Below are 12,847 nucleotides of genomic sequence, written 5' to 3'. Positions count from 1 at the left end.
GGCGCGGGAGCCCGATCCCGCTCAGGCCGCGTGGGGACGGGGAGTTGGGCCGCCCGCCGCGTCACTCTCCGTCTCCGTTCGCGACACGTCGTGGTGGATCGGCCCGTCCGAGGCGCTCAGCGGGAGGCAGCCGCCGCCACGCCGGTGGGCGATGATCTCGGCCGCGACCGAGACCGCCGTCTCCTCCGGGGTGCGCGAGCCGAGGTCCAGGCCGATCGGGGAGCGCAGCCGGGCCAGTTCGGCCTCGGTGAGCCCCGCCTCGCGCAGCCGCGCCTCGCGCTCCCGGTGGGTGCGGCGCGAGCCCATCGCGCCGACGTAGCCGACCGGCAGCCGCAGGGCGCGCTCCAGCAGCGGGATGTCGAACTTGGCGTCGTGGGTGAGCACGCACAGCACGGTGCGGCCGTCGATCCGGTCGAGCTGGGAGTCCAGGTAGCGGTGCGGCCAGTCGACCACCACCTCGTCGGCCTCGGGGAAGCGGCGGGCGGTGGCGAAGACCGGCCGGGCGTCGCAGACGGTCACGCGGTAGCCCAGGAACCTGCCGATCCGCACCACCGCGGCCGCGAAGTCGATCGCCCCGAACACCAGCATCCGGGGTGCGGGCACGTACGACTCGACGAAGCAGGTGACGGTGCCCTGCCCGTGCTCGTCGCAGGGGCGTCCGTCCAGGCCGAGCACGAGCCGGCCGGTGCGCCCGGCCTCCAGCATCGCCCGGGCCTGCGCGACGACGGCCCGCTCCAGTCCGCCGACCGTGGACGGCGCGGGGGAGAGCGCGCCGGCGACGCCGTCGGCGGTGACCGCCAGCGCGGCCCCGACCAGCGCGCCGGGCCCGGCGATCACCCGGGTGAGCGCCACCGGCGTGCCGTCCGCGATGTGCGCGATCCCGGCGTCCAGTCCGGCGTCGGTGCCGGGCACCACCGGCTGGACGAACACGTCCAGGGCTCCGCCGCAGGTCAGGCCGACCGCGAAGGCGTCCTCGTCGCTGTATCCGAAGCGCTCCAGCGCCGGCTCGCCGCTCGCGATCGCGGCCTGACACAGCTCGTACACCGCGCCCTCGACGCACCCGCCGGAGACGCTGCCGACCGCCTCGCCGTCCGCGTCCACGGCCAGCGCCGCCCCGGGGTCGCGCGGAGCGCTGCCGGAGACGCCGACCACGGTGGCCACGGCGAAGGAGCGCCCGGACGCGTGCCAGGCCCGCAACTGCTCGGCGATGTCCTGCATGGGGAGGCTCCTTACACGGTTTCGACAGTAGCGGGGGGCGCCGCCGTACGGGAAACGATCCCGTACGGCGGCGGTGGCGCCCGAATCCGCGATGGGCCCCCGGCGTGGACAGGACAGGACAGGACGTGGCCAGGACAGGAGCAGAGCAGGACAAGGCCGGACAGGAGCAGAGCAGAGCAGGACAGGAGAGGACAGGGCAGGGCCTCGGGAAGTGCCGACCGGCGGACTCAGCCCGGACGTTCGGTGGTCAGGTGCTCCGGCCGGACCGGGATCCGGTTGAGCGCCAGCCCGGTGGCGTTGCGGATGGCCGCCACGATGGACGGCGTCGCCGAGACGGTCGGCGCCTCGCCGACCCCGCGCAGCCCGTACGGCGCGTTGGGGTCGGGCAGTTCGAGCAGTTCCACCGGGATCGGCGGGGTGTCCAGGATGGTGGGGATCAGGTAGTCGGTGAAGGAGGCGTTGCGCACCCTGCCGTCCCGCACGATGATCTCCTCCATCACCGCGAGGCCCAGCGCCTGGGTGCAGCCGCCCTGGATCTGGCCGACCACGGAGAGCGGGTTGAGCGCCTTGCCGACGTCCTGGACGGCGGTCAGCTCGACCACCTTGACCAGGCCCAGCTCCACGTCCACGTCCACCACCGCGCGGTTGGCGCAGAAGGTGTACTGGACGTGGCCGAAGCCCTGGCCGGTCTCTTTGTCGAAGGGCTGGGTGGGCCGGTGGCGGTACTCGCGGGTGAGGTCGATGGTCTCGTCGCCGAGCAGGTCCGCCATGGGGACCAGCACACCGGCGTGCTCCGAGACCACCTTCCCGCCGGCCAGCGCCAGGTCGTCGTGGGTCCAGCCGTAGCGCCGGCGGCCGCGGTCGAACAGTTCCCGGCGCACCGCCTCGGCGGCCACCTTGACCGCGCCGCCGGTCATGTACGTCTGGCGCGAGGCCGAGGTCGAACCGGCCGACCCCACCTCGGTGTTCGCCGGCTGGATGGTGACCTGCTCGACGCCCAGCTCGGTGCGGGCGATCTGGGCGTGCACCGTGACGCCGCCCTGGCCGACCTCGGCCATCGCGGTGTGCACCGTGGCGACCGGCTCGCCGCCGATCACCTCCAGCCGCACCCGGGCGGTGGAGTAGTCGTCGAAGCCCTCGGAGAAGCCGACGTTCTTGATGCCGACCGAGTAGCCGACGCCGCGGACGATCCCCTCGCCGTGCGAGGTGTTGGACAGCGCGCCGGGCAGCCGGCGCGGGTCGGGGTGCTCGGTGTCCAGCGGTGGCGGCAGCGGCATCTCCTTGGCCCGCCGCAGCAGTTCGGCCACCGGCGCGGGCGCGTCGATCTCCTGTCCTGTGGGCATCCGGTCGCCCTGCCGGACGGCGTTGAGCTGCCGCAACTCCACCGGGTCCATGCCCAGTTCGGCGGCCAGCCGGTCCATCTGCGACTCGTAGCCGAACGCCGCCTGCACCGCGCCGAAGCCGCGCATCGCCCCGCAGGACGGGTTGTTGCTGTACAGCGCGAGGGCGTGCATCCGCACGTTCGGGATCACGTACGGGCCGTGCCCGAGCGAGGCCGCGTTGCCGACCACGGCGGGGGAGGAGGAGGCGTACGCGCCGCCGTCCAGCACGATCCGGCAGTCGGCGAAGACCAGCCTGCCGTCCCGGGTGGCGCCGTGCTCGTAGTGCATCCTCGCCGGGTGGCGGTGGACGTGGCCGAAGAAGGACTCGTCCCTGGAGTAGACGATCTTGACCGGTCTGCCGGTGCGCTGGGCCAGCAGGCAGGCGTGGATCTGCATCGACAGGTCCTCGCGGCCGCCGAACGCGCCGCCGACGCCGGCCAGGGTGAGCCTGATCTTCTCCTCCGGCAGGCCGAGCACCGGCGCCATCTGCTTCCGGTCGACGTGCAGCCACTGGGTGGCGATGTAGAGGTCGATGCCGCCGTCCTCGGCGGGCACCGCGAGGCCCGACTCCGGGCCGAGGAAGGCCTGGTCCTGCATGCCGACCTCGTAGTCGCCGCTGACGACCACGTCCGCCAGCGCCCGCACCTCGTCGGTCACGCCGAGGCCGGAGACCAGCCGCTGCTCGTGGCAGATGTTGCCGTGGGCATGGGACTTGTACTCGTGCGGCTCGTGCACGTACCCGTACGTCCCCGGGTCCAGGCACTGCTCCTCGGTGACGATCGGGGTGAGCACCTCGTACTCGACGGCGATCCGCCGCGCCGCGCGGCGGGCCGTCTCCGGGTGGTCGGCGGCGACCAGCGCGACCGCCTCGCCGTGGTACCGGATCCGGTCGACGGCCAGGGCCGGCTGGTCCTGGATCTCCAGGCCGTAGTACTTCGATCCCGGGATGTCCTCGTGTGTCAGCACCGCGTACACCCCGGGCACCGTGAGCGCCTCGGAGACGTCCACCGAGAGGATGTTCGCCCGGGGGTGCGGCGAGCGCAGCGCCGTGCCCCAGAGCATGTCCTCGTGCCACAGGTCGGAGGAGTAGGCGAACTCGCCCCTGACCTTCAGGTGGCCGTCCGGGCGCAGCGACGAGCCGCCGACGCCGTCCTTGGACGCCTGGTTGATGTCCTGGAGGTTCTTCTGTCCCTGGATCGTCCGCGCGTTCACCGCGCACCGGCCTTCCCCGCGCACGTGCGGGCCGAGGCCAGCCGCACCGCGTCCATGATCTTCTCGTAGCCGGTGCAGCGGCACAGGTTGCCGGACAGCGCCTCGCGGATGTCGTCGTCGCCCGGCCGCGGGTCCTCCGCCAGCAGCGCGTCGGTCTGCACCAGCAGCCCGGGCGTGCAGAAGCCGCACTGGACGGCGCCCGCGTCGACGAACGCCTGCTGGACCAGGCCGAGTTCGCCGTCCGGCCCGCTCAGGCCCTCGACCGTGCGGACCTCGCGGTCCTGCGCCTGTCCGGCCGCGACCAGGCAGGCGCAGACCGGGACGCCGTCCAGGTAGACCGTGCAGGAGCCGCACTCGCCCTGCTCGCAGGCGTTCTTCGAGCCCGGCAGGCCGACCCGCTCGCGCAGCACGTACAGCAGGCTCTCGCCCTCCCACACGTCGTCGGCCTCGACCGGCCTGCCGTTGGCGGTGAACGTGACCCTCATCCCGCGCTCCTGATCTGCTTGCCGTAGTCGTTCCAGGTCCAGGTGAGGGTGCGGCGGGCCATCACGGCGAGCGCGTGCCGGCGGTAGTCGGCGGTGCCCCTGACGTCGTCGATCGGCGAGGCCGCGGCCTGCACCAGTTCGCCGAAGCGCCGGACGACCTCGGCGCCCAGCAGCTCGCCCGACTCCCACAGGCCGCGCTCGGCGAGCACCTCCCGGAGGTACTCCTCGGCCTCGACGGCCCGGCGCGGGGTGGGGGCGGCCGAACCGATGCCGGTGCCGACGGTTCCGTTCCGGGGGTGCAGCGCGAAGCCGAACGCGCAGACCGCGATCACCATGGCGTTGCGGGTGCCGATCTTGGAGAACTGCTGCGGCCCGTCCGCCACCGGGATGCGCACGGCCCGGATCAGCTCGTCGGCCTCCAGGCAGTTGCGCTTCACTCCCGTGTAGAAGTCGTCGATCGGGATCAGCCGGGTGCCGCGCACCGAGGCCGCCTCGACGGACACGTCCCGTCCGGCCGCCAGCAGGGCCGGGTGCGCGTCGCCGGCCGGGGAGGCCGCGCCGAGGTTGCCGCCGACGCTGCCGCGGTTGCGGATCTGCGGCGAGCCGACGGTGCGGGCCGCCAGCGCCAGCCCGGGCAGCGGGCCGGACAGCTCCGTGATGATCCGGGCGTACGGGACGGCGGCTCCGAGCCTGACGACGCTGCCGTCGTTCGACCATTCGGCGAGTCCGGTGACGCGGTTCAGGTCGAGGATCGCGGATGGCCGACGCACGTCGAAGTTCAGCTCGACCATGACGTCCGTGCCGCCGGAGATCGGCAGCGCGGTCGGGTTCCCGGCCTTCGCCGCGAGCGCCTCGTCCCAGGTGGTGGGCCGAAGGAACTCCATGCGGGTTTCTCCTCAAGTCGTCGCCCGCCGGGCGCCCGGCGGAGTGTCGCCCAGTGAACCCCTGTGACGAGGCCCACCGGCAGTCACCGATGGCATGAAGCCCCGGCGGTGAGCCTGCCCGGCATCCTGTACGTTCCTCTAAGGAGGAGAGCCTCGCAGCCCAGGTGTTCGCCGGGTACCACTGACGACCGTAATCCGGCCGTGGTGCGCGAGCCACGGAACCGGGCACACTCCCGCTCGGTCAGGTCCTATCGTTACCCCTTCGTCCCTCCCCCCAAGCCCCGTTAAGGAGTCCGCGGATGCGTGTCCGTGACCTGCTCGCCCCCGGTGCCCCGCGACTGCGCCTGCTCGCGGCCGAGGAAGAGCTGGACCGGCAGGTCAGCGGCGTGATGACGACGGACCTCCAGGACCCGGGCCGCTATCTGCACGGCGGCGAACTGGTGCTCACCGGCATGCTCTGGCGCACCGTCCCGGCCGATTCGGAGCGCTTCGTCCGGACCCTCGCGGCCGGCGGCGCGGTGGCCCTGGCGGCCGGCGAGGCCGAGGTCGGCCCGGTGCCGGAGGACCTGGTCGAGGCCTGCCGCAGGCACCGGATGCCACTGCTGGCCGTCCCCGACGACATCGCCTTCGGCACCGTCACCGAGTTCATCGGCCGCCAGGTCTCGGCCGACCGCGCCGCCGACCTCGCGGCCCTGGTCGACCGGCACCGCCTGCTGGTCTCGGCGGCCGGCGGCGGCGGACTGGACGCCGTCCTGGACCTGCTCGGCGGCGACCTCGACCTGGACTGCTGGGTGCTCACCCCGACCGGCGCGGTGATCGCCGGCCCCGTCGACCGGCTCTCCGCCCAGGACCGCGACCAGCTGGTGCGTGCCCATCTCGCCGCCCAGCGCCAGCGCCGCCGCCCCCCGCACCGGGCCCGGCTGGCGGCCGGCTCCTACTCGCTGCTTCCCGCCCCCGCCTCCGCCGAGCAGGAGACACCGCAGGCCGGCACCGTGCTGGCCGACTGGGTGCTGGTGGTGGCCGGCGACGTCACCGAGTGGACCACCAAGCGCCAGCAGCTCGCCGAGAACCTGGCCCGGCTGGTCGCCGCCGAGCGCCACCGTCGCGACGAGGGCCGCCGGCTGCGCCGCCGCCTCGCCGACGAGCTGCTCGCCCTGCTGCGCCGCGACGCCGACCCGGCCGAGATCAGCCGCACCCTGTACGCCTCCTCGGCGATGGCCGCCCGCTACGAGAGCCCCGAGTCCAAGTCCCCGGCGGAGGAGGACTCCTGGCTGGTGCTCAGCGCCGAGGGCACCGGTCTGCCCGAGGGCGCCGTACGGGCCGTGCTGGAGGAGGCGCTCGGCGGCACCACCGACCGCGCCCTGGTCGCCGGGACGGGCGCCGGCGCCGTGGTGGTGCTGCCCGTGCCGGACGGCCCGGTGCCCGCCGACGTCCTGCGCGGACTGCTCGCCCCGCTGGAGGCCGGGCTCGGTTCGGAGGGCCGGATCACCCTCGGCGTCTCCGCCCCCGCCGCCGGGGCCGGCGGTCTGCGCGGCGCCCTGGAGGAGGCCAGGCACGCCCGCCGGATCGCCGCCTCCAGGGTCGGCCGGGTCTGCGTCGCGGGCCCCGAGGAGCTGGCCTCGCACGTGCTGCTGCTGGCCGCCGTCCCGGACGAGGTGCGCCGCGCCTTCCGCGGCCGGCTGCTGGACAAGGTGATCGCGTACGACCTGGAGCACCAGGCGGACCTGGTCCGCACCCTGGAGGCCTTCCTGCGCTCGGACGGCTCCTGGACCCGCTGCGCCGCGCAGCTGCACGTCCACGTGAACACCCTGCGGTACCGGATCGGCCGGATCGAGGAGCTGACCGGGCGTGACCTCTCCCGGCTGGAGGACCGGGTGGACTTCTACCTGGCGCTGGAGCTGGCCTGAGGGAAGGGCCGGTTCCCGGGCCAGGGCCGGGACGAACGCGAGGGCCCGCCGCGACCACGGTCGCGGCGGGCCCTTCCCGTACGGTCGTGCGCTACTGCGCCGGGATGATCGAGGTCAGCCACTGGAAGGCGCCGGGGACCATCTTCTTCCACTGCTCGGTGGTGTGCGGTCCGCTGCCCTCCTCGACCTGGACGGTGGTCGGGGCCTTGGCCGCGCCGCGGATCGCCTCGCCGTCCTCGTAGCCGTCGCCCTTGGAGCCGCTGATCAGCAGGGCGACCTTCGGCGGCTGCGGGGCGGCCTTCAGGATGTTGACCGGGTTGTTGGCCTCGCGCAGCTTCGGGTCCTTGCCGACCAGCGAGTCCCTCTCGTTCGCCGGGTCGTTGTAGCCGGACATCGCGATGCCGGCCCGGTACCGGTTGGGGTGCGCCAGCGACAGCTTGGCCGCGCAGTGCGCGCCGGCCGAGTAGCCGGCGATCGCCCAGCGGTCCGCCGACGGGTCGGCGCGGAAGTTGTCCAGCACCATCTGCGGGACGTCACGGGTGAGCCAGGCGTCGGCGTTGATCTTGCCGGGGATGTCGGTGCACCCCGCGTCCTGGCTGCTGCCGAGCAGCAGGGTCCGCGGCGAGACCAGGATGAACGGGGCGACCTTGCCCTGCTGCATCAGCGGCTTGAGCTGCTCGGAGACCTTGAGCGTGCCGTACCAGGTGGAGGAGGAGCCGGGGAAGCCCGGGATCAGCTCGACCACGGGGAACTTCTTGTCCTTGAAGGCGGGGTCGTTGTACTGCGGGGGCAGCCAGACCAGCACCTCGCCGTCGACCCCGGAGACCTGGCCCTTGAGTTCGGTCTTCTGCACGTCGCCGGGGACGGCCGGGTCGTTCACGCCGCCGAAGCTCTGCTTGATCTTCGGCGGCTCCTTGGCCGCGTCGGCGCTGTGGCCGGGGGCGGTGGCGGCCGGGTCCACCGGTGCCACCGTGGGCACCGCTCGGACGTGGTCGCCGGTGCCCAGCAGGTCATCCCAGTTGCCGTAGATCAGGTTGGCGTTGTTGACCATCACGAAGACCATCACGACGGCCGTGACCTGGCAGAACATGATCATGACGATCCGGGTGAGGTACCGTACCGGCTGCGGGCCCCCGACCTTCCCCCAGAACAGCAGCGCCACTGTGATGGACACCGGCACCAGGATGACGGTGAGGATGAAGAATGGCGTACCTGTCAGTTCCATCGAGTTCTCGTATCCGGCTCGCACGCCGCCCGGGCCCCACTCGCCCGAACGCACGTCAATGGCTTCAGACGGTGCAGAGCCGATGATCGGTTGCCGTCCGAATCTGTGCGGAACCTGAGAGGAACATCACTTTCTTGTGATGAACCCCCTTCGGATCGGCGCCTAGTCTGCCACTCGGACAGATGTCGTCCGGACCAGATGTTCAGCGAACTACCAGGAAAGGTCCCCCGGGGGCACCTTACCTCCCAGGCCGTTCGGGCTGCCGGGCGAGGCGGTGCGATCGCGCACGGACCGGGCAGGGAGACTATGGGGATGAGCATCACCCGCTTTCGCCCGTCCCGCCGCTTCTGGCCCGTCTGCGCCGTCCTGGCCGTCGCGGTCACTGCGGCCGGTTGCAGCAGTACCGGAGGCAGACGCGCCGAGGAGGCCCGCGCCAAGGCCGCGGCCACCGGCGGCAGCGCCGTCACCACCCCGCGCTGGAAGGTCGCCATGGTGACCCACGCCGGAGCCGGCGACGCCTTCTGGGACACTGTTCGCAAGGGCGCCGAGCAGGCCGCCGCCAAGGACAACATCACCTTCCTGTACTCCAACGACGCGCAGACCCAGAACCAGGTCCAGCTCGTCCAGGCCGCCATCGACCAGAAGGTCGACGGCCTGCTGGTCACCCTCGCCAAGGGCGACGCCATGGCCGACGTCCTCGGCAAGGCCAAGGCCGCCGGCATCCCCGTGATCACCGTCAACTCCGGCCAGGAGTTCTCGCAGAAGTTCGGCGCCCTCACCCACATCGGCCAGGACGAGTCCACCGCCGGCCAGGCGGCCGGCGCCGAGCTTGCCTCGCGTGGCCGCAAGAACGTGCTCTGCGTGATCCACGAGCAGGGCAACGTCGGCCAGGAGCAGCGCTGCTCCGGCGCCCAGTCCAAGGCCGGCGGCGCCTTCCAGGTGCTCTACGTCAACGGCGTCGACATGCCCGACGCCCGCGCCGCGATCTCCGCCAAGCTCCAGGCCGACCCGGCCATCGACACGGTGCTCACCCTGTCGGGCCCGATGGCCGCCACCGGCCTCCAGGCCGTCCAGGACGCCCGCCGCGGCGTCGAGCTGGACACCTTCGACCTGGGCACGCAGGTGGTGTCCGGGCTCAAGTCCGGCAGCGTCGGGTTCGCCGTCGACCAGCAGCCCTACCTCCAGGGCTACACCGGCGTCGACCTGCTCTGGCTGTACAAGTACAACCTGAACATGCTCGGCGGCGGCCGGCCCGTCGAGACCGGCCCGCAGATCCTGACCAAGGACGACGCCGACGCGCTCGCCGAGTACGTCGCGAGGGGGACCAGGTGAGCAGCCCCGACCTCCTCGCCAGGGACGGCCTCCTGGACGGCCGCCCGGCGGCCCTGCGCCGGCTCCTCGCCCGCCCCGAGCTGGGCGCGCTGATCGCCGCCGCCGCGGTGTTCGTGGTCTTCGCCGTCGTCGCCGAGCCCTTCCTGCGGGTCTCCTCGCTGGGCACCGTGCTGTACGCGGCCTCCACCATCGGGATCATGGCGGTGCCGGTCTCGCTGCTGATGATCGGCGGCGAGTTCGACCTCTCGGCCGGCGTGCTGGTCACCACCGCCGCGCTGACCTCCTCGATGGTCTCGTACCAGCTCACCGCGGTGACCTGGGTCGGCGTGCTGGTCTCGCTGGCGACCACGCTGGCGATCGGCTGGTTCAACGGCTGGATGCTCGGCCGCACCAAGCTGCCCAGCTTCATCGTCACGCTCGGCACCTTCCTGATGCTGACCGGCGCCAACCTGGGCGTCACCAAGGCGATCTCCGGCACCGTCTCCACCAAGTCGATCGCCGACATGGAGGGGTACGCCGCCTGCCGCTGGCTGTTCGCCTCCGAGGTGAACATCGGCGGGCTGACGGTCAAGGCCACCGTCTGGTGGTGGCTCGGCCTGCTCGCGGTCGGCAGCTGGGTGCTGCTGCGCACCCGCTTCGGCAACTGGATCTTCGCGGTCGGCGGTGACGCGGACGCGGCCCGCGCGGTCGGCGTGCCGGTCGCCCGCACGAAGACCCTGCTCTATCTGGGCGTCGGCTTCGGCGCCTGGGTGCTCGGCCAGCACCTGCTGTTCTCCTTCGACACCGTGCAGTCCGGCGAGGGCGTCGGCAACGAGCTGATCTACATCGTCGCGGCCGTCATCGGCGGCTGCCTGATCACCGGCGGCTACGGCTCGGTGGCCGGTTCGGCGCTCGGCGCGCTGATCTTCGGCATGGTCAGCAAGGGGATCATCTACGCCCAGTGGAACCCGGACTGGTTCAAGTTCTTCCTCGGTGCGATGCTGCTGCTGGCCGCACTGCTGAACGCCTACGTCAAGCGCCGGGCCGAACGGGGGCCGCGATGAGCACCGAGTTTTCGACGAGCGCCGAACCGGCGGGCACCGAACTGCTCGCCCTCGAAGGCGTCGGCAAGAGCTACGGCACCGTCCGGGCGCTCCAGGACGTCTCGCTGACCCTGCGGGCCGGCGAGATCAGCTGCGTGCTCGGCGACAACGGGGCCGGAAAGTCCACCCTGATCAAGATCATCGCGGGGCTGCACCGGCACGACGAGGGCCGCTACACCGTGGCCGGCGAGGAGGTCCGCCTCGACTCCCCGCGCCAGGCCCTGGACCGGGGCATCGCCACCGTCTACCAGGACCTCGCGGTCGTCCCGCTGATGCCGGTGTGGCGCAACTTCTTCCTCGGCTCCGAGCGCGGCACCCGCCGCTGGGGCGGCCTGCGGCTGGACGCGGACGGCATGCGCGCCACCACCCGCGAGGCGCTCGCGAAGATGGGCATCGACCTGCCCGACGTCGACCGGCCGATCGGCACCCTCTCCGGCGGGCAGCGCCAGTGCGTGGCGATCGCCCGCGCGGTGCACTTCGGCGCCAAGGTGCTGATCCTGGACGAGCCCACCGCCGCGCTCGGCGTCAAGCAGTCCGGGGTGGTCCTCAAGTACGTCACCGCCGCCCGCGACGCCGGGCTCGGGGTCGTGCTGATCACCCACAACCCGCACCACGCGTACCTGGTCGGCGACCACTTCACCCTGCTCAAGCGCGGCCGGATGGCGGGCAGCCATCCGCGGGCCGAGATCGGGCTGGAGCAGCTCACCACCGAGATGGCGGGCGGCTCCGACCTCGCCGAGCTCTCGCACGAGCTGGCCCGGCCCTCCGTTCCCGAGGCCGGTGGTCCCGGCTCCGGTGGTCCCGACCGCGTTGATCCAGACCCCGTCGATCCAGACCCCCGTGAGGAGCGTCCGAAGCCGTGACGAGCTCCCAGGGCAGCACCAGGCCGCCCGTCCTGCCCACCCTGCTCGGCCTCGGCCCGCGCGCCGAGCGCCGCCGTCGCGCGCTGCCCGCCGGGATACTGCGGCTGCCCACCATCGGCGTCGACATCGGCGGCACCAAGGTGGTCGCCGGGGTGGTGGACGGCGAGGGCAAGGTGCTGGAGAAGCTGCGCACCGACACGCCGCACAAGAGCAAGAGCGCCAAGGTGGTCGAGGACGTCATCGTCGAGCTGGTGCTCCAGCTCGCCGACCGGCACGACGTGCACGCCGTGGGCATCGGCGCGGCCGGCTGGGTGGACGCCGAGCGTTCCAGGGTGCTGTTCGCCCCGCACCTCAACTGGCGCAACGAGCCGCTCCAGGAGGCGCTCAGCGAGCGGCTGCGGTTCCCGGTGATCGTGGAGAACGACGCCAACGCGGCCGCCTGGGCCGAGTGGCGCTTCGGCGCCGGGCGCGGCGAGGACCACATGGTGATGCTCACCCTGGGCACCGGCATCGGCGGCGCGGTGGTCAGGGACGGCTACGTGGACCGCGGCAAGTACGGCCTGGCGGGCGAGTTCGGGCACATGCAGGTGGTGCCCGGCGGGCATCGCTGCCCGTGCGGCAACCGCGGCTGCTGGGAGCAGTACTCCTCGGGCAACGCGCTGGTGCGCGACGCGCGCGAACTGGTCGCGGAGGAGTCGCCGGTGGTGCAGCAGCTGCTGTCCCGGGCGGGCGGCGCGGTCGAGGGCATCACGGGGCCGCTGGTCACCGAGGCCGCCCAGGACGGGGACCCGACCGCCACCGAGCTGCTGTACGAGGTCGGCACCTGGCTCGGCGTCGGCATCGCCAACCTGGCCGCCGCACTGGATCCGGGCCGGTTCGTCATCGGCGGCGGGGTCTCGGAGGCGGGCGACCTGCTGCTCGGGCCGGCCAGGGACACCTTCCGCCGCACCCTCACCGGGCGCGGCTTCCGGCCGGAGGCCAGCATCGTGCACGCCGCCCTCGGCAACGAGGCCGGCCTGGTCGGTGCGGCCGACCTGGCCCGGCAGGTGGCGCGGCGCTTCCGGACGATCAAGCGGCGCCGGGTGGAGCGCAGCGCGCTGTAGCGGGGCCCGGGAGCTCGGGCTCCCGCTGAAGGCGCCGGGGAAACGAACGGCCGACAGCCGACAGCCGACAACTTTCAGCGAACAGATTTCATCATCTGTTCGCCGAAAGCTGTTCGCTGTCGGCTGTTCCCCTTCCGGGGCCATGTCGCGCCGG

General features: G+C 72.8%; 10 protein-coding genes. 5 read left to right on the top strand and 5 right to left on the bottom strand.

Annotated elements, in window-relative coordinates; all coding sequences use genetic code 11:
• Positions 1-21 precede the first annotated feature (21 nt).
• The 4 genes from ACZ7C5_RS04220 to ACZ7C5_RS04205 all read right to left on the bottom strand — a co-directional run bounded on the left by ACZ7C5_RS04220 (position 22) and on the right by ACZ7C5_RS04205 (position 5,181).
• Positions 22-1,218, bottom strand: coding sequence for an XdhC family protein (locus tag ACZ7C5_RS04220; protein WP_470321927.1), 1,197 nt, complete (start codon positions 1,216-1,218; stop codon positions 22-24).
• Positions 1,219-1,445: 227 nt separating this feature from the next.
• The gene (gene pucD, locus ACZ7C5_RS04215; RefSeq protein ID WP_401088017.1) at positions 1,446-3,812 is read right to left on the bottom strand and encodes a xanthine dehydrogenase subunit D; all 2,367 of its coding nucleotides are present in this window, start codon (positions 3,810-3,812) and stop codon (positions 1,446-1,448) included.
• Positions 3,809-4,297 carry a (2Fe-2S)-binding protein gene (locus tag ACZ7C5_RS04210; protein WP_401088015.1) on the bottom strand — a complete coding sequence of 163 codons (489 nt, stop codon included), beginning with the start codon at positions 4,295-4,297 and terminating at the stop codon, positions 3,809-3,811. Before ACZ7C5_RS04210 ends, pucD begins: the two co-directional genes overlap by 4 nt.
• Entirely contained in the window at positions 4,294-5,181 is an 888-nt protein-coding gene (locus tag ACZ7C5_RS04205; RefSeq protein WP_401088013.1) for an FAD binding domain-containing protein, read from the bottom strand. Before ACZ7C5_RS04205 ends, ACZ7C5_RS04210 begins: the two co-directional genes overlap by 4 nt.
• Before the next feature lie 299 nt (positions 5,182-5,480).
• On the opposite strand from ACZ7C5_RS04205, the gene ACZ7C5_RS04200 reads away from it, so the two are divergent.
• The gene (locus ACZ7C5_RS04200) at positions 5,481-7,088 is read left to right on the top strand and encodes a PucR family transcriptional regulator (protein ID WP_401088011.1); all 1,608 of its coding nucleotides are present in this window, start codon (positions 5,481-5,483) and stop codon (positions 7,086-7,088) included.
• Positions 7,089-7,179: 91 nt separating this feature from the next.
• Here the strand turns inward: ACZ7C5_RS04200 and ACZ7C5_RS04195 are convergent, their stop codons facing one another.
• On the bottom strand, positions 7,180-8,313 hold the full coding sequence (locus ACZ7C5_RS04195) for an alpha/beta hydrolase (protein WP_401088009.1): 1,134 nt from the start codon (positions 8,311-8,313) through the stop codon (positions 7,180-7,182).
• 318 nt (positions 8,314-8,631) lie between these two features.
• Between ACZ7C5_RS04195 and ACZ7C5_RS04190 the strand changes: the two genes are divergently transcribed.
• Genes ACZ7C5_RS04190 through ACZ7C5_RS04175 form a run of 4 tightly spaced genes read left to right on the top strand, consistent with a single transcriptional unit; the run spans position 8,632 to position 12,693 of the window.
• Positions 8,632-9,645, top strand: a complete 1,014-nt coding sequence (locus tag ACZ7C5_RS04190; RefSeq protein WP_470322094.1) for a sugar ABC transporter substrate-binding protein — start codon at positions 8,632-8,634, stop codon at positions 9,643-9,645.
• Positions 9,642-10,688, top strand: a complete 1,047-nt coding sequence (locus ACZ7C5_RS04185; RefSeq protein ID WP_401088005.1) for an ABC transporter permease — start codon at positions 9,642-9,644, stop codon at positions 10,686-10,688. Before ACZ7C5_RS04190 ends, ACZ7C5_RS04185 begins: the two co-directional genes overlap by 4 nt.
• Positions 10,685-11,590: an ATP-binding cassette domain-containing protein gene (locus ACZ7C5_RS04180; protein WP_401088003.1), complete on the top strand. Its 906-nt coding sequence runs from the start codon at positions 10,685-10,687 to the stop codon at positions 11,588-11,590. Before ACZ7C5_RS04185 ends, ACZ7C5_RS04180 begins: the two co-directional genes overlap by 4 nt.
• On the top strand, positions 11,587-12,693 hold the full coding sequence (locus ACZ7C5_RS04175; RefSeq protein ID WP_401088000.1) for an ROK family glucokinase: 1,107 nt from the start codon (positions 11,587-11,589) through the stop codon (positions 12,691-12,693). Before ACZ7C5_RS04180 ends, ACZ7C5_RS04175 begins: the two co-directional genes overlap by 4 nt.
• The last annotated feature ends 154 nt before the right edge of the window (positions 12,694-12,847 follow it).

The organism is Kitasatospora sp. NPDC036993 (assembly GCF_055607525.1).
The sequence above is the reverse complement of the archived record's forward strand: the minus strand, read 5'-3'. Positions and strand labels throughout refer to the sequence as shown.